Raw genomic sequence first — 23,956 nt, 5'->3', positions numbered from 1 at the left:
GGCGCCCAGCCGCCGGCTCCGCCGCCACGCTCATGGATTGTCGACAATTTCCATCAAGTTACGTCGACAATCGGCACGAGAATTGCAGCAGCACTGCCGTGCTTTCCGCCATGCGCCGCCATGGCCCCCACGCTGGAGAACCCATGAACACGCCTGCTTCGCCCGATGCACCCCCATCGCCGCATCCTTCCACGCCCGCCGAGGTGGTCGACGAATTCCTTCGCCTCGTGATGATTCCCGACCCGCAATCGGCGTCGCGCTTCACCGCGCCCGACATCCGCATCCGCTTCACCGGCAACCGCGAGATGCAGGCACCCGGCGACACCTCGGCCTTCAATGCGAAACGCTACGCCTGGGTGAAGAAGAAGATCGAGCGCACCGAAGTGGTGGCCGGCGGCACGCCCGAGGAAACCGTGGTCTACAGCCTCGGCACGCTCTACGGCGCCTGGCCCGACGGCACTGCCTTCGAAGGCAACCGCTATGTCGACCGCTACGTGGTGCGCCACGGCCTCATCAGCCGCATGGACGTGTGGAACGACAGCGCCGAATGGCTGCTGGTGCGCGCCGGGCTGGCGGTGCTGTGAGGCCGCGCGCATGACCGCACGCTGGCCCGAGCGGCTTCCCACGCACGGCCGCTTCGGCTACAGCGCGATCACGCGGCGGCCCGACTACGCCTGGCCGAACGGCGCGCGGCTGGCCGTGTACATCGGCTTCAACATCGAGCATTTCGCGTTCGGCGACGGGCTGGGCGCCTGCATCGGCCCGGCCTCGCCGCAGCCCGACGTGCTGAACCACGGCTGGCGCGAATACGGCAACCGCGTGGGCGCCTGGCGCTGCCTCGAGCTGTTCGATGCGCTGGCGCTGCCGGCGGGCGCGCTCGTCAACACCGCTCTCTACGACCACTGCCCGGAACTGGTCGAGGCCTGTGTGGCGCGCGGCGACGAGTTGATCGGCCACGGCCACAGCAATGCGGAGCGGCAGGGCGCATGGGACGAGGCGCACGAACGCGCGCTGCTCTCAGGCTGCCGCGAGCGCATGCAGCGCGAAAGCGGCCAGGCGCCGGCCGGATGGCTGTCGCCATGGATCTCGGAAAGCGCCGTCACGCCCGACCTGCTGGCCGAGACCGGCTACGGCTACACGCTCAACTGGTGCCACGACGACCAGCCGGTGCGCATGCGCACGCGCGGCGGCAGCTCGATCTGGTCGGTGCCGTATCCGCAGGAGCTCAACGACATTCCGATGATCGTGGGCCGACTCATGGACGCCAGGGACTTCAGCGCGATGGTGGTCGACAACTTCGACGAGATGCGCGAGCAGTCGCGCGCGCAGCCGCTGGTGATGGGCCTCGCGCTGCATCCCTACATCGTGGGCCAGCCCTACCGGCTGCGCCACCTGCGCACCGCGCTCGCGCACCTGGCCCGCGCGCGCGACCGCGGCGACATCTGGTTCACCACGCCCGGGGCGATCGCATCGCACATGCAGCAGCTTGCGGCGGACCGGCCCGCAGACTTTGCATAAGCCCCGGCACGCGCCGCACGCGCTCGATAATGGGCAGGTTCCCCCATCGACTGCGCCATGCCCCGTTCTTCTTCGCCGCCCAAGCCCGCCACCGCGCCGCGACCCACCCGGCGCAAGCTGCCGCCCACCGGCGGCGCCGCGGCAAAGAACGAGGGCAACGGCGACATCGAGGAACGCATCTTCCGCTCGGTCTTCGAAGGCGTGGCCAGCCAGCGCCTCGCGCCCGGCACCAAGCTGCCGGAGGCATCGCTGTGCGAACTGTTCGGCGTGAGCCGCGCGCTGGTGCGCAAGGTGCTGCAGCGGCTCGCGCACGACCACATCGTGGAACTGCGGCCGAACCGCGGCGCCATCGTCGCCATGCCCTCGCCCGAGGAGACGCGGCAGATCTTCGAGGCGCGCCGCGCGCTCGAGGCCGCGCTGGTGCGCATGGCAGTGCGCAATGCCACGCGTGCGGAAGTCGCCGAGCTGCGGCGCCACCTGAAGCAGGAGCATGCTGCGATGCACCGCTATGCGCAGCCCGAGTGGGCGCGCCTGGCCAGCACCTTTCACCTGCGCGTGGCGAAGCTCGCGCGCAATCCGATCCTGGAGCGCTACCTGAGCGAGCTCATGTCGCGCTGCTCGCTGATCGTGGCGCTCTACGAGCCGCCCGGCAATGCATCGTGCGAGCACGGCGAGCATGCGGACGTGGTCGATGCCATTGCGCGCGGCGATGCGGACGAGGCCGTGCGCCTGATGGAAGCGCACCTCCTGGTGCTCGAGAAGAACATCGCGCTCGACCGGCCCGCTTCCGGGCGCAGCCTGGGCCAGATGCTGGGACTGGGCTGAGCGGCGGCGGGCGGCCTGCCGCGGCAGGGCCCGTCGCCGTCCTCATCAGATCTCGATCTTCGAGCCCAGCTCGACCACCGCGTTGTTCGGCAGCCCCAGGAACGCGGCGGCGCCGCTCGCGTTGTGGTGCATCTGCGCGAACAGCTTCTCGCGCCACGGCGCCATGCCGCTGCCCAGCGTGGGAATGACGACGTCGCGCGAGAGGAAGTAGCTCGTCGTCATGGGCTCGAGCTGGCAGCCGCGCATGCGCGCATTGTCGAGCGCGCGCGGCAGGTCGATGTCGTTCTTGAAGCCGTAGTGCACGGTGACCTGCCAGCAGTGATGGCCGAGCGCCTCGATCTCGATGCGCTTGTCCATCGGTATCCAGGGCACCTCGTGGTTGCGCACGGTCACGAACATGTTCTGCTCGTGCAGCACCTTGTTGTGCTTGAGGTTGTGCAGCAGCGCATTGGGCACCACGCCGGGTTCGGCGGTGAGGAACACCGCGGTGCCGTCCACGCGCGCGGGCGGGCTCTCGAACACCGAATCGAGAAAGGCCTTCAGCTCGATGGCGTCGGCGCGCTGCACCTCGCCCATCAGCCGGCGGCCTTCCTTCCAGGTGATCATCAGCGTGAACACGGCGCCGCCGATCACCAGCGGGAACCAGCCGCCCTCGAACAGCTTGAGCAGGTTCGAGGCGAAGAACAGGAAGTCGACCACGAAGAACATCGCGGTCGATGCAATGCACAGCGCCAGCGGCAGCTTCCAGGCGTAGCGGATCACGAAGAAGGTCAGGATCGTGGTGATCAGCATGTCGGTGGTCACGGCGATGCCATAGGCCGCGGCCAGGCTGCTCGACGAGCGGAACATGACCACCGCCAGCACGATGGCCACGAACAGCCCCCAGTTGACCAGCGGAATGTAGATCTGCCCCGCCGTGCGCACGCTCGTGTGCTCGATGTTCAGGCGCGGCAGGTAGCCCAGCTGGATGACCTGGCGCGTGACGCTGAAGGCACCCGTGATGAGCGCCTGCGACGCGATGACGGTGGCCGCCGTGGCCAGCAGCACCAGCGGAACGAGCGCCCATTCGGGCGCCATCATGAAGAAGGGGTTCTTCACGGCCTCGGGGTTCGCCAGCAGCAGCGCGCCCTGGCCGAAGTAGTTGAGCGTGAGCGCCGGCATCACGACCGTGAACCAGGCCACGCGGATCGGCCGCTTGCCGAAGTGGCCCAGGTCGGCGTAGAGCGCCTCGGCGCCCGTCACGCACAGCACCGTGGCGCCCAGCAGGATGAAGCTGGTGCCCGGGTTGTCCCACATGAACTTCAGCGCGAACCAGGGATTCAGAGACTTGAGGATTTCAGGGTGGTGCAGGATCTGCGACACGCCGAGCACCGCAATGGCCAGGAACCACGCGAGCGTGATGGGCCCGAAGAACTTGCCGATGCCCGCCGTGCCGCGCTTTTGCACCACGAAGAGGCCGAACAGCACCACCAGCGTGACCGGCAGCACATAGTGCTTGAAGTGGGGCGACACCACTTCGAGGCCCTCGACCGCCGAAAGCACCGAGATGGCCGGCGTGATGACGCCGTCGCCATAGAAGAGCGAGGTGCCGAAGATGCCCACCAGCAGCAGCACGTGGCGCAGCCTGGGCTTGTCGGCCACCGCGCGCGAGGCCAGCGCCAGCATGGCGACCAGGCCGCCCTCGCCTTCGTTGTCGGCGCGCAGCACCAGCACCACGTACTTGATCGACACGATGACGGTGAGCGTCCAGAAGAACATCGACAGGATGCCGTAGACGTTTTCGATAGTGAACGGCAGGTGGCCGTGGCCGAACACTTCCTTGACTGCATACAGCACGCTGGTGCCGATGTCGCCATAGACGACACCGATGGCGCCGATGATCAAGGCGGCGGCGGAAGTGGATTTGGGAGGTGACACGAAGTCGATGGGAAAAAGGGAGGCTGCCCGCGCGTAACCAGACGTCACACGCACCGAGATGCTGCCGCGGTGGAATTTCCAGCCGCCGCGCGCACCCCTCCGCCCTTTTGTTTCCTTTGCTGTGGGGCCGCTATTTTGCCGCCGACCGGGGCCCGCGCAAGCCGCCCCGGAAAATCATTCGTAGATTTCGGCGTCCGGATCGGTGGCTTCCATCTCGTAGCTCGCAGCCACCATGGCCAGGCGGCCCACCACGCCATACATGTAGAAGCGGTTCGGGGCGCTCGCGCCGGGCTTGGCGCCGGGCTGCGGCAGGTGCGCGCTTTCGGAGAACGCCAGCGGCACGAAGCTCGCGCCCGGGAGCTTGAGGTTCTCGTCGGGCGCACGCTCGGCATGCACGCGGTAGAAGCCGCCCACCACGTAGCGGTCCATCATGTAGACCACCGGCTCGGCCACGCCGTTGTGCACGCGCTCGTTGGTCAGCACGCCTTCCTGCACGATCACCTCGCCGGGCTCGCGCAGCTCCCTGGCGGCCGCGCCCGCCTTGCCTGCCGGAGCGCTGCGCGGCTTGCCGACCAGGCCCTCGACTTCCTTCGCGTCGCGCACGGTGACCACGCCCGGGCCGTCGCCGCCGACATGGCCCTTGACGACCACGAAAGGCTTCTCGTTGATGCCGTATTCCTTGTACTTGCGGCGCACCTTGGTCAGCACCGCGTCCACGTGGCTGGTCAGCACGTCGATGCCGCGGCCTTCGGAAAAATCGACGCCGTCGGCGCGCGCATAGATCGGGTTGATCAGCCAGGGGTCGATGCCCAGCAGCTTGCCGAAGCGCTTGGACAGCTCCTCGTAGCTGTGCAGGTGGTTGCTCTTGCGCCGCACCGACCAGCCCGCGTGCAGCGGCGGCAGCAGGTACTGCTCGTGCAGGTCTTCCAGGATGCCCGGCGTGCCGGCCGTCAGCTCGTTGTTGAGCAGGATGGTGCAGGGATCGAAGTTCTTGAGCCCGAGGCGGCGCTTGCTGCGCACCACGGGCTCCAGGCACACGGTCTCGCCGTTGGGCAGCTCGATCTTCTTGGGCGACTTGATGGCCGGATCGATCGAGCCCACGCGCACGTTCAGTCCCGCCATGTGGAAGATCCGCACCAGCTGGGCGACGTTGGCGAGGTAGAAGGTGTTCTTCGAGTGGTTCTCGGGAATGACCAGCAGGTTGCGCGCTTCCGGACAGATCTTCTCGATGGCGGCCTGCGCGGCCTGCACCGCCAGCGGCAGCATCTCCTTGGTGAGATTGTTCCAGCCGCCGGGGAAGAGGTTGGTGTCGACCGGCGCCAGCTTGAAGCCCGCGTTGCGGATGTCGACCGCGCTGTAGAACGGCGGCGTGTGCTCCATCCATTCGAGCCGGAACCAGCGCTCGATGGCGGGCGTGGAGTCGAGGACGCGCTGTTCCAGTTCGTTGATCGGGCCGGTCAGGGCGGTGACGAGATGCGGAACCATGCGGCGGCCTTGTTGGATTTGTACTTGAAAGGTAGAGCGGAATTGTAGGATTTGGGGATGGCCGCCCCAATGACAAGACTACGTAGAGCGGACTTGGTTCAGTCCGCCCGCTTCCGGTGCATCAGCTGCGCACTTCGCCCTGCCCGAGCACCACGTACTTGAGCGAGGTCAGACCTTCGATGCCGACCGGTCCGCGCGCATGGAACTTGTCGGTGCTGATGCCGATTTCCGCCCCCAGGCCAAACTCGAAACCGTCCGCGAAGCGTGTGCTCGCATTGACCATGACGCTGGCCGAATCGACCTCGCGCAGGAAACGCTGCGCATGCACGTGGTCGCGCGTGACGATCGCGTCGGTGTGGTGGCTCGAGTAGCGGTTGATGTGCGCAATGGCCTCGTCGACCCCTTGGACCACCTTGATGCTGATCACCGCGGCCAGGTATTCCTCGGACCAGTCGGACTCGACCGCGTCGACGATTCTTGCGCCGGCACCGGCCAATGCCTCGTCGGCGCGCAGGATGCGGGCCGCCACCGGGTCGCAGCGCATCTCGACGCCCTTGGCCGCGAAGATGGCGGCGATCCGGGGCAGGAAGTCTTCGGCCACCGCGGCCGACACCAGCAGACCTTCGGCCGCGTTGCAGGGGCTGTATTTCTGCGTCTTGGCGTTGTCGACGATGCGCAGTGCCATCTCGAACTCGGCCGTGTCGTCCACGTAGACATGGCAATTGCCGTCCAGGTGCTTGATGACCGGCACCTTGGCATCGCGGCTGATGCGCTCGATCAGGCCCTTGCCACCGCGCGGGATGATCACGTCCACGAACTCGGGCATCGCGATGAGCTGGCCCACGGCCTCGCGGTCGGTGGTCTGCACCAGCTGCACCGCCTCGACCGGCAGGCCGGCCTCGGCCAGCGCGCCGGACACCAGCAGCGCCAGCGCCTTGTTCGACTCGATCGCCTCCGAGCCGCCGCGCAGGATGGCGGCGTTGCCGCTCTTGATGGCCAGGCTCGCGGCCTCGATGGTCACGTTGGGGCGGCTCTCGTAGATCATGCCGAAGACGCCGATCGGCACGCGCATCTGGCCCACGCGGATGCCGCTGGGCTGCTGCTTCATGCCGATGATCTCGCCGATCACGTCGGCCATGCCGGCAAGCTGCTCGCAGCCCAGCGCCACGGTCTCGATGACCTTGGGCGTGAGCTTGAGGCGGTCGACCATCGGCGCCGACAGGCCGGCGGCCGTGGCGCGCGCCAGGTCCTTCTGGTTGGCCTCGGCCAGCCCCGGGCCGGCTTCGCGCAGGCGCTTGGCCAGCGCCTTCAATGCTCTGTTTTTGGTAGCTGCATCCGCTCGGGCCATGAGGAATGCGGCGGTTTTTGCCTGCAGGCCGAGGGTCTGCATGTGCTCGCTGACGTTGAACGCGTTCATGCGGGCATTTTCGTGCATTTGGATCAACCCCGGGCCTCGCCCATTTGCCGGGTTGTCCCCTCTCCCTCCGGGAGAGGGCTAGGGTGAGGGCCGCGGCACCCGAAAACGCGCGATGCGATGAAGGCCGCCGGCCCTCATCCCAACCCTCTCCCGGAGGGAGAGGGAGAGGGAGAGGGAGCGGGAGCGGTGCTGCAGGCGCGGCACAGCATCAGCGCCAGCCGCTGCAGCGCCTGCCAGCCGCCGGCCGGCCAGTCGGGCTGCTTGAGCCCCTTGCAGATGCCGTCCACCACATGGGCCGCGCGCAGCAGGCGGGCCAGCATGCGGTCGTCCAGCCGGGGCAGCACGCGCTCGAAGGCGCGCTCGCGCGGGCCCCAGATGCGGTTCTCGCGCAGCGCCATCGGCAGCGGCCGGCCCGCGGCCATGGCGTCCTTCACGCGCTTGAGCGCGCGGATGTCCTCAGCGATCGTGTAGTGCACCAATACCTCGGCCTCGCCTTCGGCCTGCAGGCCGTCGAGCATGCGCGCCACGCGCTGCGGGTTGCCGGCCAGCACGGCCTCGGAGAGCTTGAAGACGTCGTAGCGCGCCACGTTGTTGACCGCGCCCTCGACCTGCTCCCAGCTCAGCTCGCCGGCCGGGTGCAGCAGGGCGAGCTTCTGGATCTCCTGGTGGGCGGCCAGCAGGTTGCCCTCCACGCGGTCCGCAAAGAACTGCAGCGTGCGCTGGCCTTCGTCGCCGGGCATCACGCGCTGGCCCTGCAGGCCCAGGCGCTGCGCGATCCACTGCGGCAGCGCGTTGCGCTCGATCGGGTCGACCTGCAGGCTCACGCCGTTGTTCTCGAGCGCCGAGAACCAGGCGCCGGTGCGCGTGGCCTTGTCCAGCCGCGGCAGCATCACCAGCGTGAGCGTGCTGTCGTTGCCCTGCGCCGCCTCGGCCAGCTGCTGCAGCGCGGTGCTGCCGTCCTTGCCGGGCTTGCCCGAGGGAATGCGGATCTCGACGATCTGCTTGTCGGCGAACAGCGAGAGCGAACCGCCCGCCGCAAGCACCGCGCTCCAGTCGAAGTGCGCGCCGGCCACGGTGTACGAACTGCGCTCCGTATAGCCCGCCACGCGCGCCGCGGCGCGGATGGCATCGGCCGCCTCCTGCGCGAGCAGCGGCTCGTCGCCATGGATCGTGTAGAGGGGCTTCAGCCCCTTCTGCAGATGGGAGCCCAGCTGGGCACTGGCAAGTTGCATCCGCCTAGAGTTCCTTGACGGCCGCAAGGCGGCGCATCAGCTGCTGCGCGATGTCGGCCTGCATGTCGCGGTACAGCAGCTCGGCTTCGCCTTCCTTGGCGAGCGCGTTGGTTTCGTTGAAGCTCAGGTCGCGCGTCTGCGACACCTCGCTGGGCGCCAGCAGCATCTTGCCGCCCGGCGTGCGCAGGCTGAAGCGAACGCGCAATTGCAGCTGCAGCTCGCGCAGCAGGCCGGCCGAATTGGTCGAGATCACGATGCGGTCGCGGTTCTCGCCGAGGATCTCGAGGATCGCGTCGGCGCTCTGGGTCTGATCGGGCGGCACCAGCGTGACGGTGCCCGCGGCGCGCATCTCGCGCCGCAGCCGGTTGATCAGTTCCGAATTGCCCGACAGCGACAGCGTCTTGAACGCGAACACCGGCGCCTTGCGCAGTTCGAACCCGCAGCCGGCCAGCGCGAGGCTGGCGCCCGCCGCAGCCAGGCCCAGGAGAAAGCCGCGGCGCGGCAGCGGGGCGTTGCGATTGTTCATGCTTCTATCGTTCGTTTCGTTCAGATGACCACGTTGACCAGCCGGCCGGGAACCACGATGACGCGCTTGGCCGGCGCGCCTTCGGCGAACTTGACGAAGTCGTCGCACGAGAGCGCGAGCGCTTCGATCTCGGCCTTGGAGGCGCCGGCCGGCACGCGCAGCGCGCCGCGCAGCTTGCCGTTGACCTGCAGCATGAGCTCGATCTCGTCCTGCTCCAGCGCGGCCACGTCTACCACGGGCCAGGGCGCATCGAGCAGGTCGCCCAGCTCCTTGTCGTAGCCCAGATGCTGCCAGAGCTGGTGGGCGATGTGCGGCGTGGCCGGATACAGGCAGCGCAGCAGGATGCCCAGGCCTTCGCGCAGCGCGGCGGCATCGCCGGCGCTGCCATCGGGCTTGAAGCCTTCGAGCGCATTCAGGAGCTTCATCGCGCCTGAAACCACGGTGTTGTATTGCATGCGCTGGTAGTCGTAGTCGACCTGGCGCAGCACGGTGTGCACTTCGCGCCGCAGCGCCTGGGCGGCCTTGCCGAAGGCCTGGCCGCCGAACGCCACCGGGGCCACGTCGGCCTGCGCCACGCCGAAGTTCCAGACCCGGCGCAGGAACCGGTAGCTGCCTTCGACGGCCGCGTCGTTCCACTCGAGCGTGGCCTCGGGCGGTGCGGTGAACATGGTGTACAGGCGCGCGGTGTCGGCGCCGTACTTCTCGATCAGGTCCTGCGGGTCGACGCCGTTGCGTTCGCTCTTGCCCATCTTGCCGACGCCGCCGTATTCGACCTTGGTGCCGTCCGCGGTGGTGCCGCCGACGATGCGGCCCTGCGCGTCGAGCGTGGGCGTCACCTCCAGCGGCGGGTGGTAGTTCTTGCCGCCCTTCTCGTCGCGGTGGTAGTAGATGTGGTTGAGCACCATGCCCTGCGTGAGCAGCTTGCTGAAGGGCTCGTCGACCTTCACCAGGCCCAGGTCGCGCATCACCTTGGTCCAGAAGCGCGCGTACAGCAGGTGAAGGATCGCATGCTCGATGCCGCCGATGTACTGGTCCATCGGCATCCAGTAGTCGGCGCCCTCGGCGACCATGGCCTGGTCGTTCTTCGGGTCGCAGTAGCGCATGAAGTACCACGAGCTGTCGACGAAGGTGTCCATGGTGTCGGTCTCGCGCCGCGCGGGCTTGCCGCAGACCGGGCACACCACGCCGGCATGGAAGCCTTCGTGCTTGGCGAGCGGGTTGCCCGAGCCGTCGGGCACACAGTCCGTCGGCAGCACCACGGGCAGGTCCTTCTCGGGGACCGGCACCGCGCCGTGCTCATCGCAATGAATGATCGGGATCGGCGTGCCCCAGTAGCGCTGGCGGCTCACGCCCCAGTCGCGCAGGCGCCAGGTGGTCTGCATCTCGCCCAGGCCCTTCTGGGCGAGCGCATGCGCCACGGCGGCCACGGCCTCCTTGTGGGTCATGCCGCTGAAGTTGTCGGAGTTGATGGTGACGCCGCGCTGCTTGTCGCCGTACCAGTCCTGCCACCTGTGATAGTCGAAGTGCGGCTCGTCGTCGACCAGCACCACCTGGATGATCTCGATGCCGTACTTGTTGGCAAAGGCGAAGTCGCGCTCGTCGTGCGCGGGCACGCCCATCACGGCGCCGTCGCCGTAGTTGATGAGCACGTAGTTGCCCACCCACACCGGCACCTGCTCGTCGGTGATCGGGTGCTTGACGGTCAGGCCCGTGGGCACGCCCTTCTTTTCCTGCGTGGCAAGCTCGGCCTCGGTGGTGCCGCCGCTCTTGCATTCCTCGATGAAGGCCGCGACCTTGGGGTCGAGCGTGGCGGCATGCGCAGCCAGCGGATGCTCGGGCGCCACGGCGCAGAAGGTCACGCCCATGATGGTGTCGGCGCGCGTGGTGAACACGTACATGCGGCCGTCCTGGATCAGCTGGCCGCTCGCATCCTGGATGTCGTGCGTGAAGGCGAATCGCACGCCCTCGCTCTTGCCGATCCAGTTCTCCTGCATCAGCTTGACGCGCTCTGGCCAGCCCGGCAGCTTGTGCTGCGTGTGCTCGAGCAGCTCTTCGGCGTAGTCGCTGATCTTCAGGTAGTAGCCCGGAATCTCGCGGCGCTCCACCGTGGCGCCGGTGCGCCAGCCCTTGCCGTCGATCACCTGCTCATTGGCCAGCACGGTCTGGTCGACCGGGTCCCAGTTGACGACCTGGGTCTTGCGGTAGGCAATGCCCTTTTCGAGCATCTTGAGGAACAGCCACTGGTTCCACTTGTAGTAGCTCGGATCGCAGGTGGCGATCTCGCGGCTCCAGTCGATCGCCAGGCCCATGGCCTGGAGCTGGCCGCGCATGTAGTCGATGTTCTCGTAGGTCCACTTGGCCGGCGGCACGCCGTTCTTCAGCGCCGCGTTCTCGGCCGGCAGGCCGAAGGCGTCCCAGCCCATGGGCATCAGCACGTTGTAGCCGCTCATGCGCAGGTAGCGCGTGAGCATGTCGTTGATGGTGTAGTTGCGCACGTGGCCCATGTGCAGCTTGCCGCTGGGGTACGGCAGCATCGAGCAGGCGTAGTACTTTTTACGGCTCGCGTCCTCGGTGACGCGGTAGGCATCGGCGGCGCTCCATTGCGCCTGGGCAGCGGACTCGACGTCGCTGGGTTTGTAGCTGGGGTTCATGGCGGTTCGGCAAGACCCGGCGCGGGGTGGCCGGGGAGGACGGATTATCGCGCCGGACTAGACTCGCCCCCAGTCTTCGCGCACTTCGTGTCGCTGCGCCAACCCCCTGCCGGGGGCAACACCAGCGGCCCGGCAAAGCCGGTTCCGCGGCGTTTCGCGAAAAATGCATGACTTCCTGCCACCTGACGCAGACGGAAAACGCCATGAAACTGCTCCTGAAACACCTCGCCCTGGGCCTCGCGGCCGCTGCCAGCCTGGCCGCGGTGCCGCTGCATGCGCAGCCGAACGGCGACAAGCCGCTGCGCATCGTGGCGCCCTTCGCCGCCGGCGGGGCGCAGGACGTGATCGCCCGCTACCTGGGCGCCAAGCTCACCGACAAGCTCGGCGGCAGCGTGATCGTCGACAACAAGGCGGGCGCGGGCGGCATCGTGGCGGCCGATGCGGTGGCCAAGGCGACCGATGGCGCCACCGTGCTGCTGGCCACCGGCGGCGCCATCACCATCGCGCCCCACCTGCAGTCCAGGCTTCCCTATGACCCGGTGCATGACCTTGCGCCGGTGGCCCTGGTCGGCGACACGCCGATGACCGTGGCCGTGCGCACCGAAAGCCCCTACAAGACGCTGGCCGACCTGCTGCGCGACGCCAAGGCGAAGCCCGGGCAGCTGACCTACGCCTCCACCGGCAACGGCACCGTCTCGCACCTGACGGGCGCGCTGCTGGCGCAGGCGAGCGGCGTGGACCTGCTGCACGTGCCCTACCGCGGCGCGGCGCCGGCGCTGACCGACCTGCTGGGCGGCCAGGTGGCGCTGATCGTGACCAGCGCCGCCTCCATCGAGCCGATGGTGGCGAGCGGCAAGGCCCGCGTGCTCGGCACCTTTTCGCGCGCGGCCCTGCCCAGCCTCGGCACGCCGCCGACGGTCGCGGAGGCGGCGGGCCTCGCGGGCATGGACGTGCCGGTGTGGGTGGGCGTGATGGCGCCCGCGCGCATGCCGGCGGCCAGCATCGAGAAGCTGTCGGCGGCGCTGGTCGAGGTGTGCAACCTGCCCGAGACCAAGCAGCGCTTCGCCCAGCTGGGCGCGGTGAACACCTGCGGCGGCGGCGCGGCGCTGGGCAAGGTGATTGCCGAAGACAGCCAGCGCTGGGCGAAGGTCATCAAGCAGGGGGGGATCAAAGTTGACTGAGCCTGCGGCAGGGCGCCTGCGCGTCGGCATCGCGGGCACCGGGGCGATCGCCCTGGCAAGCGCGGCGTGGCTGCGCCAGGCGGGCCACGCCGCGATGCTCTGGTCGCCGGGCGGCCAGGGTGCCGAGGCCCTGCGCACGCAGCCGCTCGAAGCCGCCGGCGTGCAGCCCTGCCGCGTGGCGGTCGAGGTGGCCGGCGATGCGGCGCAACTTTGCCGCGCATCGGACGTGCTGCTGATTGCCCTGCCGGTCAACGGACACCGGCGCGTGATGGATGCGCTGCTGCCCTTCCTGCGTGATGGACAGGTCGTGATCGTCAGCTCGATGGCCTCGCTGTCGTCGCTCTATCTGCACGAAGGCGCACGGCGGGCGGGCAAGCGGGTGACGGTCGCGAGCTTCGGCACCACGGTGCTGACCGCGCGCCGCGAATCCGCCACGCAGGTCAGGGTGATGACGCGGCGCCAGGCGGTCGGTGTGTCAGCGCTGCCGAGTGCGGAAATAGAGAGCGCCATCGAACTGTGCGCCGCGCTGTTCGGCGGCGGCTTCTTCGCGCAGGAGAACACGCTCGCCAGCGCGCTCGCGAACGTCAACCCGCAGTCGCACGGCCCGCTGGCCGTCTTCAACTGGACGCGCATCGAGCATGCCGAGAACTGGCCGCAGTACCACTGCATGACGCCCGGCGTGGCCCGCGCGATCGAGGCGCTGGACCGGGAGCGGCGCGCCGTGGCCCAGGCCTTCGGCATCGCGCTCGGGCCCATCGAGGAGCATTTCGCGCGCTCCTTCGGCACGGAATCGTCGCGGCTCGAGGACATCGCGGCCGAGCTGCATGCCAAGCGCGGCGGGCCGCCCGGCCCCGTGCGCACCGACACGCGCTACCTGAGCGAAGACATGCCCTACGGCCTGGCCTTCGTGGAAGCGCTCGGCGCCATCGCCGGCGTGGCGACACCCGCGACGCGCACCATCGTGGACGCCGCCTCGCTGGTCAGCGGCATCGACTTCCGGCAGCAGAACGACTTGCTGGCGCCGCTGAATCTGGTCACTGAAACCGTGGCCGGCCTGCTCGCCCGCCTATGACGCGGCGGCCGCCGCAGCCGGAAAGACCGGCTCGCCCAGGTTGAGCATCAGCCGGTTGGCCCAGGCGAAGAGCGCCACGGAATGGACCAGGTCGAGGATCTCGAGCTCGGTGAGCCCCACCGCCTTGAGCGTTCGCACATCGTCGGCCGACACCTTGCCGGGCTCGGCGCCGAGCCGGATCGAGAATTCGACGATGGCCTTCTCGCGCGGCGTGGTGCCCGCGGAAGCCGGCTCCTCGAACACCTGCGAGATCACATCGCTGCGCTTGGCCAGCTGCTCGAAGCGCTGCGCATGCACCGAGGCGCAGTACACGCAGCCATTGACGCGCGACTCCACCGTGGCGCCCAGCTCGCGCTCCGCGCGCGGCATGCCGCCCGGTGCGAACATGATCGCGTTGAAGGCGATGGAGCGCTGCAGCAGCATCTCGGGCTGATGCGCGAGCAGCAGGAAGTACGGCGAGGTGCGCGCCTGCGGGCTCATCTCGTCGAGCGCGGCCAGCTGGGCCGGCGTGGCCGAGGCAACGTCGACCGGGTCGAGCCAGGGCTTCCAGCTCAGCACCTCGTTGGTGAAGCCCTTGATGCGGATCGGCGTGTTCGTATTGCTCGTGCTCATGCTGCAACCTCCGCAGCAGCCAGCGCCTGCAGCCCTGCGACCACGCGGACCTGGTAGGAGAGAAAGGCGATCAGCTGGCCCAGCGCGACGATGGCGGGCGTCGAGAGCCCGGCGTCGGCCAGCGACTGCACCGCGGCCTTGTCACCCTCGATGGGTCGCTCGATCAGGCTCGCGGTGAATGCCAGCACCGTGCGCAGCCGCGCATCGGCCACCGGGGCGCCGCTGCCCACGGCCGCGATCAGCTCGCGGTCCACGCCCTCGGCCAGCAATTGCTCGCGGTAGTGCGCGGCGAGCGTCGCGGCCTTCGACACGCTGCATGCATGCAGCGCGACCAGCAGACGCTCAGCCACCGAGAGGCCTTCGACCGATGGCGAGAACATCGCGTCGTAGCTGCCCTGCGTGGCCGCCACGACCTTGTCGCGCTGCTGGCGCAGCAGGCGGGTGGCGTGGCCGGGCACCAGCGGCACCGTGGCGTCGATCACGTCGATGGCTAAGGGAGATTCGGAAAGAGTGGTCATGCGTTTCGATGAAGAAGTCTGGAGTTCAGCCGCGTTCGGACGGCGGTGGCGCGGGCATCCATTCGTCGCCGAACAGTTCGGGCTCGCTGTAGGCCTCGAGGTTGGCGAAGTGCTGCTCGAAGTCCTCGCGGTAGAACAGGCTGGCCATGCCGCTCGCAAGCCGCCGGGCGCCATCGCTGATCGCGGGAATGTCGCCCGACACCGTGCCGTGCGACAAGGCCGCGGGATAGCAGAAGCAATGGATGCGCTCGAGGCCCGGGCACTCGCCCGCTGTGCGCTCGCGGAATTCGAAGGCCGGCCCGAGATCGGGCGAATCGGCCAGCTCCTGGTCTTCGTCGCCGGGCGCGGGCACGAAACGGTCCTTCCAGGTGCGCACATGCGATGCAATGGTGTCGAACTCGGGGCGGCAGCGCCAGTCGATCTTGAAACCGGTCGAAACAACGAGGAAGTCGAACACGAAGTCGCCCCTGGGCGTGGCCACGCGCATTGCCGCGCCCTGCGGCTCGACCGCAAGCACGGGGCAGCCGAAATTGAAGAACGCGTTCGGGTAGCGCGACACGCGCAGCGTGCTGCCATGCGGCGGCGGCACGTTGGCCACGTTGATGTAGTGGCGGATGCGCCACTTGAACGCGTCGGGCAGGTCGTAGTGGCCCTGCGTCAGGCCCGGCACGCCGGCGCCCTTGCCCTTGTTGACGCGCGGCAGGTCGGGCCGGCGGATCAGGAGCTCGACGCTGTGCGCGCCGGCCTCCAGCGCGGTGGCCGCGCTGTCCATGGCCGACGAGCCCGCGCCGACCACGCCCACGCGCAGCCCGGCGAGCCGGCCGTAGTCCATCTCGTCGGACGAATGGGCCCACTGCGAGCGCGGCAGCGCGTTGACGAACGCCGGAACCGCGGGGCCGCCAAGCCCGTCGCGCCCCGTGGCCAGCACCACGCGGCGCGCCAGCACCTGCTGTGCACCGGCCGGCGTGCGCAGCGCGAGCCGCACCATCGCACCATCGGCGAGCGGCTGCATGCCGGTGACGGCCATGTCGTTGCGCACATCGATGTTCATCACGCGGCGGTACCAGCGCAGGTAGTCCATCCACTGCAGGCGCGGGATCTTGTCCATCGCAGTCCAGGCCTCCGAGCCGAACTGGGCCTCGAACCAGGCGCGGAAGGTCAGCGCGGGCAGGCCCAGCGCGGGGCCGGTCAGTTCCTTGGGCGAACGCAGGGTTTCCATGCGCGCCGTGGTGGCCCATGGCCCTTCGCTGCCCGCAGGCGAGCGATCGAACACCACGGCCCGGATGCCCTGCTGGGCCAGCGCGGCCGCGGCCGCCAGCCCGGCCTGGCCGGCACCGATGATGGCCACGTCCAGCACGGGTTCGCCGCCGTGCGTGCGAACCGGCATCCATGCGCGCACGGGCCAGCCGAGGCATTCGAGATCCCGGGCGAGCCGCTGCTCGAGCGCGGCAAGGCCTTGCGGGTGGGGGGATGGGGCGGGGAAAGCGGCGTCGGTGGTCATCTTGCAAAACGAAACGGGAAGCGGGTTCGCAGGGAACCCCGCCCAGTGTAGAAAGCTTTTCAGGCGGGACCGGGACAGGCCCATGCACGGACCGGGCCCGGATCTCGCATGCCACAATGATTTTCAGACCACAGGGACAGCATGCGCAGCAACAACAGCAGCAATGGCGAATGGTGGCGCGGCGCGGTGATCTACCAGATCTACCCGCGCAGCTTCATGGACAGCAACGGCGACGGCATCGGCGACCTGCCCGGCATCACCTCGCGGCTCGATCATGTGGCGAGCCTGGGGGTCGATGCGATCTGGGTGTCGCCCTTCTTCCGCTCGCCGATGAAAGACTTCGGCTACGACGTGGCCGACTACCGCGCGGTCGATCCGATCTTCGGCACGCTGGCCGATTTCGACGAGATGCTGGCGCGCGCCCATGCGCTGGGCCTGAAGATCATCATCGACCAGGTGCTCTCGCACACCTCCGACCAGCACGCCTGGTTCGCCGAGAGCCGCGCGAGCCGCGACAACCCCAAGGCCGACTGGTACGTGTGGGCCGATCCGCGGCCCGACGGCACGCCGCCCAACAACTGGCTCTCCGTCTTCGGCGGGCCGGCCTGGCAGTGGGATTCGCGCCGCCGCCAGTACTACCTGCACAGCTTCCTCCAGGAGCAGCCCGACCTGAACTTCCATTGCGCCGAGGTGCAGCAAGCGCTGCTGGGCGAAGTGCGCTTCTGGTGCGAGCGCGGCGTGGACGGCTTCCGCTTCGATGCCTGCAACCACCAGTTCCACGATGCGCTGCTGCGCGACAACCCGCCGGCCAGCGCCGCCTCGCTGGACGAGGTGAGCACGGTGCGGGCCGACAACCCCTATGCCATGCAGCAGCACCTCTACGACAAGAGCCAGATGGAGAACCTGCGCTTCCTCGAAAGCCTGCGCGGGCTGCTCGACGACTATGGCGCGGTCGCGCTCGGCGAGGTCGGCGACGAGAACGCGCCGCCCGTCATGGCGCAGTACACCGAACTGGGCAAGCGCCTGCACCTGGCCTACAGCTTCAGCCTGCTGACGGCCGAGCACAGCGCCAGGCACCTGCGCCACCAGGTCGAGACGCTCGACCAGGCGCTCGCGCCGACCGGCGGCTGGGGCTGCTGGGCCGTCTCCAACCACGACGTGCCGCGCGTGGCCACGCGCTGGAGCGGCGGCGGCCCGGAAGACACGCGGCGCGACCGGCTCTGGCTCGCGCTGCTGCTCGCGCTGCGCGGCAGCGCCAGCATCTACCAGGGCGAGGAGCTCGGCCTGCCCGAGGCCGAGGTGCCGTTCGAGCTGCTGCAGGACCCCTACGGCCGCGCCTTCTGGCCCGAATTCAAGGGCCGCGACGGCTGCCGCACGCCCATGCCCTGGAAAGCCGACGAGCTGCACGCCGGCTTCACCACCGGCGGGCCCTGGTTGCCGGTCTACGGCCGCCACCTGCCGCTGGCCGTCGACCGCCAGTCCACCGATCCCGACTCGATGCTCGCATTCAGCCGCGCGCTGCTGCGCTGGCGCCGCACCCAGCCGCTGCTGCGCACCGGCAGCATCGCCTTCTTCGATGCACCGGAGCCGGTGCTGTGGTTCGAACGGCGCGAAGGGAACCAATCGCTGCAGGCCGTCTTCAACCTGGGAGGCGAGTCGGTGTCCATCGCGCTGCACGGGGCGCTCGAGCCGCTCGCGGGGCATCCGCTGGCATCGTCGTCGACCCTGCAGGCCGGCGCTGAAAGGCGCATGCTGAGGCTGGCGCCCTACGGCGTGTTTTTCGGCCGCCCCGCCGGCGAAGAAGAACCGATGTGAAGAACAACATGCCTTCCCTGCTGCTGCCCGAACGCGAAGTGCACGCGCTGATGCGCGCCGAGCACGGCGATCCGTTCGCGGTGCTCGGTCCGCACGAGACGCGCGACGGCCTGCTGGTGCGCGCGCTGCTGCCGGGCGCGCAGAGCGTCGCCGTGGTGCACACGCGCACGGGCTGGCCGCTGGCGCTGCTGTCGCGGCAGGAAGGCTCCGATCTTTTTGCGGGACTGGTGCCCGCAGCCGAGGCGCTGCTGGGCTATTCGTTCCAGGTCGACTGGGGCACGCACAGTTCGCGGCTCGAAGACCCGTACCGCTTCGCGTTCGTGCTGGGCGCCACCGACGTATGGCTGCTGGCCGAAGGCACGCACCTGCGGCCCTGGGAGCGGCTGGGCGCGCACCTGTGCGAGATGGATGGCGTCAAGGGCGTGGCCTTCGCGGTCTGGGCGCCCAATGCGCGGCGCGTCTCGGTGGTCGGCGACTTCAACAACTGGGACGGCCGGCGCCACATGATGCGGCTGCGCCGCGAATGCGGCGTGTGGGAAATCTTCGCGCCGCAGCTGGCCACGGGCGACGGCTACGAATTCGAGATCCTCTCGGCCCAGGGCGAGGTGCTGCGCAAGGCCGATCCCTTCGCCTTCTCCTCGCGCCTGCGGCCCGAGACCGCCTGCGTGGTCGCGCCGCTGCCCGCGCCGGTGGCGATGCCGCCCGGGCGCGCCGCCGCCAACGGCCGCCATGCGCCGATGAGCATCTACGAGGTGCACCTGGGCTCCTGGCGCCGCAAGAACGGCCATGAATGGCTGGACTACCGCGAGCTGGCCGACACACTGGTGCCGTACGCGCGCGACATGGGCTTCACGCACATCGAGCTGCTGCCGGTCAGCGAGCATCCGTTCGACGGCTCCTGGGGCTACCAGCCGATCGGCCTGTATGCGCCCACCTCGCGCTTCGGCACGCCCGGCGACTTCCGCCATCTGGTCGAAGCCGCGCATGCCGCGGGCCTGGGCGTGATCCTCGACTGGGTGCCCGCGCACTTTCCCACCGACGCGCACGGCCTGGGCCGCTTCGACGGCACCGCGCTCTATGAATACGCCGATCCGCGCGAGGGCTTCCACAACGACTGGAAGACCTTCATCTTCAACTACGGCCGCACCGAGGTGCGCAACTACCTGGTCGGCAATGCGCTGTACTGGCTCGAGCGCTACGGCGTCGACGGGCTGCGCGTCGACGCCGTGGCCTCCATGCTCTACCGCGACTACAGCCGCCAGCCCGGCGAATGGGTGCCCAACATCCACGGCGGGCGCGAGAACCTCGAGGCCATCGACTTCCTGCGGCGCATGAACCGGGTGGTGGGCGTCGAGCGCCCGGGCGCCATCACGCTGGCCGAGGAGTCCACGAGCTTTCCGGGCGTGACGCGGCCGCCCGAGGACGGCGGCCTGGGCTTCCACTACAAATGGAACATGGGCTGGATGAACGACACGCTCGCCTATGCGGGCATCGACCCGGTCCACCGCAAGCACCACCACCAGAAGATCACCTTCGGCCTGATGTATGCGCACAGCGAGAACTTCGTGCTGCCGCTCTCGCACGACGAGGTGGTGCACGGCAAGGGCTCGATGTTCGGCCGCATGCCCGGCGACGAGTGGCAGAAGTTCGCGGGGCTGCGCAATCTTTATGGCTACCTCTGGGCCTATCCGGGCAAGAAGCTGCTGTTCATGGGCAATGAATTCGCCCAGGTGGCGGAATGGAACGCCGACCGCAGCCTCGACTGGCACCTGCTCGAGCAGGCGCCGCACCAGGGCATGCGGCGGCTGGTGCGCGACCTCAACAACGTGTACCGGCACTTCCCCGCGCTGCACGAGCTCGACACCGAAAGGGCCGGCTTCGAGTGGCTGGTGCATGACGACCGGGAGCAGTCGGTCTTCGCCTTCGTGCGCCGGGCCCAGGGCGGCTCCTTCGTGGTGGCCGTGTGCAACTTCACGCCGCTGCCGCGCCACGGCTACCGGCTCGGCGTGCCCGCGGCGGGCGCCTACCGCGAGGCCATCAACACCGACGGCGCCGTGTACGGCGGCAGCGGTGTCGGCAACGGCGTGGTCGACAGCGAACCGGTGCCCTGGCACGGCAGGGCCGATTCGATTCTCATCAGCGTGCCGCCCTTGGCCACCGTGATGTGGGTGCTGGCTTGAAGCGATGCTGAGCCCGGGCTCCCCCTTCCCCCTTGGCGCGACGCTCTCGCCGAACGGCGTGAACTTCGCGCTCGTGGCGCCCAACGCCGAAGCCGTCGAGCTCTGCCTTTTCGACGGCACGGGCCAGCATGAGCAGCAGCGCATCCGGCTGCCGGCCTTCACCGACGGCGTCTGGCACGGGCTGCTGCCGAGCGGTCGCGCCGGGCTGGTCTACGGCTTTCGCGTGCACGGGCCATGGGCGCCGCACGCGGGACAGCGCTTCAATCCCGCGAGGCTGCTGCTCGACCCGTATGCGCGCGAGATCGTCGGCCGCTACGACGGCAGCGACCTGTTCCTCGGGCACGATCCCGCGAATCCGCACCAGCGCAACACGCGCGACAACGGCGCCGTGGCGCTCAAGGGCCGCGTGGCGGCCGCCGCCGATGCTTCGGCCGCACCGGGCCATGCCCGCATCCCGGCCGGCGAGCGCGTGCTCTACGAACTGCATGTGCGCGGACAGACCCGGCTGCACCCGGGCGTGCCCGCGGCCTTGCGCGGCACCTATGCGGGCCTGGCCGAGCCCGTGGTGCTCGACCACCTGCAGGCCCTGGGTGTCACCACGCTGAGCCTGATGCCGGTGCAGCACCGCGCCGACGAACAGCGGCTGCTCGCCATGGGCCTCGGCAACTACTGGGGCTACAACACCATCGGCTGGTTCGCGCCCGAGGCGCGCTACTGGAGCGGCCGCGCCGGCACCACGCCGGCCAGCGAATTCCGCGCCCTGGCCGACGCGGTGCATGCGCGCGGCATGGAGCTGGTGATCGACGTGGTCTACAACCACAGCGCCGAGAGCGACGAGCTCGGTCCCACGCTGTCTATGCGCGGCATCGACAACGCGCTCTACTACCACCTGCGCGCCGATGACCGCGCGCTCTACACCAACTGGGCCGGCACCGGCAACTGCCTCGACCTGGCCGAGCCGCGCGTGCTGCAGCTCGTGATGGACAGCCTGCGCCACTGGACCTGCGCGCTCGGTGTCGACGGCTTCCGCTTCGACCTCGCGCCCGTGCTGGGCCGCGGCGCCGATGGCGATTTCGACCCGCGCGCGCCCTTCTTCGCGGCCATCGCGCAAGACCCCGTGCTGTCACGCACGCTGCTGATCGCGGAGCCCTGGGACATCGGGCCGGGCGGCTACCGCCTGGGCGAATTCCCGCCGGGCTGGCTCGAATGGAACGACCGCTACCGCGATACCCAGCGCGGCTTCTGGCTGCGGCAGGGGCGCGAGGGGGCCGCCGGCCTGGGCGACTTCGCGCATCGCTTCACGGCCTCGAGCGCGCAGTTCGCCCACCATGGCCGCGCGCCCACCGCCAGCGTCAACTTCATCACCGCGCACGACGGCTTCACGCTGCGCGACCTGCTCTGCTACGAAGAGCGGCACAACCTGGCCAACGGCGAGAACAACCGCGACGGCCATGCGCACAACCTGAGCAACAACTGCGGCGTCGAGGGTCCGAGCGACGACCCCGCCGTGCAGGCCGAGCGCGGCCGCCTGCAGCGCGCGCTGCTCGCCACGCTGCTGCTGTCGCAGGGCACGCCGATGCTGCTGGCCGGCGATGAGCTCGGCCACAGCCAGCAAGGCAACAACAACGCCTACTGCCAGGACAACGAAACCACCTGGCTCGCCTGGATCGGCGCCCACGATCCCGCCAGCGAAGCAGCGCGGCTGAGCGCCTTCGTCGCCCGGCTGGTCGCGCTGCGCCGCGAAGCCCCCGTGCTGCGCAGCACGCGCTGGTGGCCGGCCGAGCCGGCAGAGGGCGCGCCGGGCATCCATTGGCTGCGGCCCGACGGCCAGCCGATGCGCGAGGCCGACTGGCACTGCGGCACGGCGCTTGCAATCCTTTTCGAAGCGGCGGCCGCGGATGCGGGCGCCTGGCTGGTGCTGGTGAATGCGGGGCCGGCGGCCATGCCGTTCAGGCTGCCGGCGGGTTCATGGCAGTGGCGGCTCGCGACCGACGATCCGGCGCCCGAGGCCGGCGCCGCGCAGCCACAGCCGCATGCCGGCACGGTGGAGGTACCGCGTTCGAGCCTCCGGATTGCAAGAAGGTAGAAGCCAGCCGCGCCACACGGTGCTAGGCTGGCTGCAGAAGCGCTGAAGACGAAGAAGACAAGACGACAAACCGCCAAACGAACGGAGACACAGGATGGACAACCACAGCATCAGCAGCAACAGCACGCCGCAGGCCCCCCTGCAGGCGCATCAACTGGTCCGCCGCACCATCGCGCTGGTGCTGGCCGGCGGCCGGGGCTCGCGCCTCAAGCAGCTGACCGACCGGCGCGCCAAGCCGGCGGTGTACTTCGGCGGCAAGTTCCGCATCATCGACTTCGCGCTGTCGAACTGCCTGAACTCCGGCATCCGGCGCATGGCGGTGGTCACGCAGTACAAGTCGCATTCGCTGATGCGCCACCTGCAGCGCGGCTGGAGCTTCCTGCGCGCCGAGCTCAACGAGATGGTCGACGTGCTGCCCGCGCAGCAGCGCACGGGCGACGAGCACTGGTACCGCGGCACCGCCGACGCGGTGTACCAGAACCTGGACATCATCCAGACCCGCTCCACCAAGCACGACTACGTGGTGGTGCTGGCCGGCGACCATATCTACAAAATGGACTACTCGATCATGGTCAAGGACCATGCCGAGCGCGGCCTGGGCTGCACGGTCGGCTGCATCGAGGTGCCGCGCATGGAGGCCACCGCCTTCGGCGTGATGGCCATCGACGACGGCCGCCAGATCACGGCCTTCCTCGAAAAGCCGGCCGACCCGCCCGCCATGCCGGGCCATCCCGACGTGGCGCTGGCCAGCATGGGCATCTACGTGTTCGATTCCGAGTACCTCTACCAGTTGCTCGAGGAAGACGCCGCCAACCCCGATTCGAGCCACGATTTCGGCAAGGACATCATCCCGCGCGCCGTGGCGCAGGGCCGCGCGCTGGCGCATCCCTTCGGCATGTCCTGCGTCACGCGCGCCTCGCGCGGGCCCGGCGCCAAGGCCTACTGGCGCGACGTGGGCACGATTGATGCATTCTGGGCAGCCAACCTCGACCTGGCCTCCATCACGCCCGAACTCGACATCTATGACACAGACTGGCCCATCTGGACCTACCAGCGGCAGCTGCCGCCGGCCAAGTTCGTGCTCGACCGCGAGGGCAAGCACGGCATGACGGTCAACACCATCGTCTCGGGCGGCTGCATCGTCTCGGGCTCCAAGGTCAGCAGCTCGGTGCTGTTCTCGGGCGTGCGCATCCATTCGTTCTGCGACATCAACGAGGCCGTGCTGCTGCCCGACGTTGAGGTGGGCCGCGGCGCCCGGCTCAACCGCGTGGTGGTGGACCGCGGCTGCGTCATTCCGGACGAGATGGTGATCGGCGAAGACGCCGACGCCGATGCCGCGCGCTTCGAGCGCACCGACAACGGCGTGGTGCTGGTCACCCGCGAAATGCTCAAGCGCCTGCTGGCTGCCTGAGGCCGCACC

General features: G+C 69.1%; 18 protein-coding genes. 9 read left to right on the top strand and 9 right to left on the bottom strand.

Annotation, left to right across the window (positions count from 1 at the left end; genetic code table 11):
* Nucleotides 1-143: 143 nt before the first annotated feature.
* Genes ACAM58_RS02790 through ACAM58_RS02780 form a run of 3 tightly spaced genes read left to right on the top strand, consistent with a single transcriptional unit; the run spans nt 144 to nt 2,343 of the window.
* Entirely contained in the window at nt 144-584 is a 441-nt protein-coding gene (locus ACAM58_RS02790; protein WP_012745593.1) for a hypothetical protein, read from the top strand.
* A gap of 10 nt (nt 585-594) precedes the next feature.
* On the top strand, nt 595-1,518 hold the full coding sequence (locus tag ACAM58_RS02785; protein WP_369664081.1) for a polysaccharide deacetylase family protein: 924 nt from the start codon (nt 595-597) through the stop codon (nt 1,516-1,518).
* A 57-nt stretch (nt 1,519-1,575) separates the two neighbouring features.
* The gene (locus ACAM58_RS02780; protein ID WP_369664080.1) at nt 1,576-2,343 is read left to right on the top strand and encodes a GntR family transcriptional regulator; all 768 of its coding nucleotides are present in this window, start codon (nt 1,576-1,578) and stop codon (nt 2,341-2,343) included.
* 45 nt (nt 2,344-2,388) lie between these two features.
* Here ACAM58_RS02780 and ACAM58_RS02775 read toward each other — a convergent pair whose 3' ends face one another.
* The 6 genes from ACAM58_RS02775 to leuS all read right to left on the bottom strand — a co-directional run bounded on the left by ACAM58_RS02775 (nt 2,389) and on the right by leuS (nt 11,571).
* Nucleotides 2,389-4,260, bottom strand: coding sequence for a potassium transporter Kup (locus ACAM58_RS02775; protein ID WP_369664079.1), 1,872 nt, complete (start codon nt 4,258-4,260; stop codon nt 2,389-2,391).
* A gap of 174 nt (nt 4,261-4,434) precedes the next feature.
* Nucleotides 4,435-5,745 (bottom strand): glutamate--cysteine ligase, encoded by a 1,311-nt coding sequence (gene gshA / locus ACAM58_RS02770; protein WP_012745589.1) that lies wholly within the window; start codon nt 5,743-5,745, stop codon nt 4,435-4,437.
* 121 nt (nt 5,746-5,866) lie between these two features.
* On the bottom strand, nt 5,867-7,162 hold the full coding sequence (locus ACAM58_RS02765) for a glutamate-5-semialdehyde dehydrogenase (protein ID WP_026283918.1): 1,296 nt from the start codon (nt 7,160-7,162) through the stop codon (nt 5,867-5,869).
* 134 nt (nt 7,163-7,296) lie between these two features.
* Entirely contained in the window at nt 7,297-8,394 is a 1,098-nt protein-coding gene (gene holA / locus ACAM58_RS02760; RefSeq protein WP_369664078.1) for a DNA polymerase III subunit delta, read from the bottom strand.
* 4 nt (nt 8,395-8,398) lie between these two features.
* Nucleotides 8,399-8,920: an LPS assembly lipoprotein LptE gene (gene lptE / locus ACAM58_RS02755; protein ID WP_278874030.1), complete on the bottom strand. Its 522-nt coding sequence runs from the start codon at nt 8,918-8,920 to the stop codon at nt 8,399-8,401.
* Between the two features lie 20 nt (nt 8,921-8,940).
* Nucleotides 8,941-11,571, bottom strand: coding sequence for a leucine--tRNA ligase (gene leuS, locus ACAM58_RS02750; protein ID WP_369664077.1), 2,631 nt, complete (start codon nt 11,569-11,571; stop codon nt 8,941-8,943).
* A gap of 203 nt (nt 11,572-11,774) precedes the next feature.
* On the opposite strand from leuS, the gene ACAM58_RS02745 reads away from it, so the two are divergent.
* Together ACAM58_RS02745 and ACAM58_RS02740 are read left to right on the top strand one after the other, a co-directional pair.
* On the top strand, nt 11,775-12,752 hold the full coding sequence (locus tag ACAM58_RS02745) for a Bug family tripartite tricarboxylate transporter substrate binding protein (RefSeq protein ID WP_369664076.1): 978 nt from the start codon (nt 11,775-11,777) through the stop codon (nt 12,750-12,752).
* Entirely contained in the window at nt 12,745-13,824 is a 1,080-nt protein-coding gene (locus ACAM58_RS02740) for an NAD/NADP octopine/nopaline dehydrogenase family protein (RefSeq protein ID WP_369664075.1), read from the top strand. The genes ACAM58_RS02745 and ACAM58_RS02740 overlap by 8 nt, the downstream gene beginning before the upstream one ends.
* On the opposite strand, the gene ACAM58_RS02735 is transcribed toward ACAM58_RS02740, so the two are convergent.
* From ACAM58_RS02735 to ACAM58_RS02725, 3 genes are read right to left on the bottom strand one after another with little or no spacing between them, the layout of a single operon-like run.
* A complete protein-coding gene (locus ACAM58_RS02735) occupies nt 13,819-14,436 on the bottom strand; it encodes a peroxidase-related enzyme (RefSeq protein WP_369664074.1) in 618 nt (205 codons plus the stop codon). The genes ACAM58_RS02740 and ACAM58_RS02735 overlap by 6 nt on opposite strands.
* Nucleotides 14,433-14,954, bottom strand: a complete 522-nt coding sequence (locus ACAM58_RS02730; RefSeq protein ID WP_018903980.1) for a CMD domain-containing protein — start codon at nt 14,952-14,954, stop codon at nt 14,433-14,435. Before ACAM58_RS02730 ends, ACAM58_RS02735 begins: the two co-directional genes overlap by 4 nt.
* A gap of 25 nt (nt 14,955-14,979) precedes the next feature.
* Nucleotides 14,980-16,455, bottom strand: coding sequence for an FAD-dependent oxidoreductase (locus ACAM58_RS02725; protein WP_369664073.1), 1,476 nt, complete (start codon nt 16,453-16,455; stop codon nt 14,980-14,982).
* Nucleotides 16,456-16,596: 141 nt separating this feature from the next.
* Here ACAM58_RS02725 and ACAM58_RS02720 point away from each other — a divergent pair, with 141 nt between their 5' ends.
* From ACAM58_RS02720 to glgC, 4 genes are all read left to right on the top strand, one after another.
* Nucleotides 16,597-18,270, top strand: coding sequence for an alpha-amylase family glycosyl hydrolase (locus tag ACAM58_RS02720; RefSeq protein ID WP_369664072.1), 1,674 nt, complete (start codon nt 16,597-16,599; stop codon nt 18,268-18,270).
* 8 nt (nt 18,271-18,278) lie between these two features.
* The gene (glgB, locus tag ACAM58_RS02715; protein WP_369664071.1) at nt 18,279-20,450 is read left to right on the top strand and encodes a 1,4-alpha-glucan branching protein GlgB; all 2,172 of its coding nucleotides are present in this window, start codon (nt 18,279-18,281) and stop codon (nt 20,448-20,450) included.
* Nucleotides 20,451-20,454: 4 nt separating this feature from the next.
* The gene (gene glgX, locus ACAM58_RS02710) at nt 20,455-22,536 is read left to right on the top strand and encodes a glycogen debranching protein GlgX (RefSeq protein ID WP_369664070.1); all 2,082 of its coding nucleotides are present in this window, start codon (nt 20,455-20,457) and stop codon (nt 22,534-22,536) included.
* Between the two features lie 94 nt (nt 22,537-22,630).
* Nucleotides 22,631-23,947 carry a glucose-1-phosphate adenylyltransferase gene (gene glgC, locus ACAM58_RS02705; RefSeq protein ID WP_369664069.1) on the top strand — a complete coding sequence of 439 codons (1,317 nt, stop codon included), beginning with the start codon at nt 22,631-22,633 and terminating at the stop codon, nt 23,945-23,947.
* The last annotated feature ends 9 nt before the right edge of the window (nt 23,948-23,956 follow it).

The organism is Variovorax sp. V116 (genome assembly GCF_041154435.1).
GTDB classification, from domain to species: domain Bacteria; phylum Pseudomonadota; class Gammaproteobacteria; order Burkholderiales; family Burkholderiaceae_C; genus Variovorax; species Variovorax paradoxus.
Note: the sequence above shows the minus strand (reverse complement) of the source record. Positions and strands in the feature narration are given on the sequence as shown.

What these genes read in the sequence shown, in the direction of transcription:
- ACAM58_RS02790 (WP_012745593.1), top strand. Translation starts at nt 144, where the DNA reads ATGAACACGCCTGCTTCGCCCGATGCACCCCCATCGCCGCATCCTTCC.
- ACAM58_RS02785 (WP_369664081.1), top strand. Translation starts at nt 595, where the DNA reads ATGACCGCACGCTGGCCCGAGCGGCTTCCCACGCACGGCCGCTTCGGC.
- ACAM58_RS02780 (WP_369664080.1), top strand. Translation starts at nt 1,576, where the DNA reads ATGCCCCGTTCTTCTTCGCCGCCCAAGCCCGCCACCGCGCCGCGACCC.
- gshA (WP_012745589.1), bottom strand. Translation starts at nt 5,745, where the DNA reads ATGGTTCCGCATCTCGTCACCGCCCTGACCGGCCCGATCAACGAACTG.
- ACAM58_RS02765 (WP_026283918.1), bottom strand. Translation starts at nt 7,162, where the DNA reads ATGAACGCGTTCAACGTCAGCGAGCACATGCAGACCCTCGGCCTGCAG.
- holA (WP_369664078.1), bottom strand. Translation starts at nt 8,394, where the DNA reads ATGCAACTTGCCAGTGCCCAGCTGGGCTCCCATCTGCAGAAGGGGCTG.
- lptE (WP_278874030.1), bottom strand. Translation starts at nt 8,920, where the DNA reads ATGAACAATCGCAACGCCCCGCTGCCGCGCCGCGGCTTTCTCCTGGGC.
- leuS (WP_369664077.1), bottom strand. Translation starts at nt 11,571, where the DNA reads ATGAACCCCAGCTACAAACCCAGCGACGTCGAGTCCGCTGCCCAGGCG.
- ACAM58_RS02745 (WP_369664076.1), top strand. Translation starts at nt 11,775, where the DNA reads ATGAAACTGCTCCTGAAACACCTCGCCCTGGGCCTCGCGGCCGCTGCC.
- ACAM58_RS02735 (WP_369664074.1), bottom strand. Translation starts at nt 14,436, where the DNA reads ATGAGCACGAGCAATACGAACACGCCGATCCGCATCAAGGGCTTCACC.
- ACAM58_RS02730 (WP_018903980.1), bottom strand. Translation starts at nt 14,954, where the DNA reads ATGACCACTCTTTCCGAATCTCCCTTAGCCATCGACGTGATCGACGCC.
- ACAM58_RS02725 (WP_369664073.1), bottom strand. Translation starts at nt 16,455, where the DNA reads ATGACCACCGACGCCGCTTTCCCCGCCCCATCCCCCCACCCGCAAGGC.
- ACAM58_RS02720 (WP_369664072.1), top strand. Translation starts at nt 16,597, where the DNA reads ATGCGCAGCAACAACAGCAGCAATGGCGAATGGTGGCGCGGCGCGGTG.
- glgB (WP_369664071.1), top strand. Translation starts at nt 18,279, where the DNA reads ATGCCTTCCCTGCTGCTGCCCGAACGCGAAGTGCACGCGCTGATGCGC.
- glgX (WP_369664070.1), top strand. Translation starts at nt 20,455, where the DNA reads ATGCTGAGCCCGGGCTCCCCCTTCCCCCTTGGCGCGACGCTCTCGCCG.
- glgC (WP_369664069.1), top strand. Translation starts at nt 22,631, where the DNA reads ATGGACAACCACAGCATCAGCAGCAACAGCACGCCGCAGGCCCCCCTG.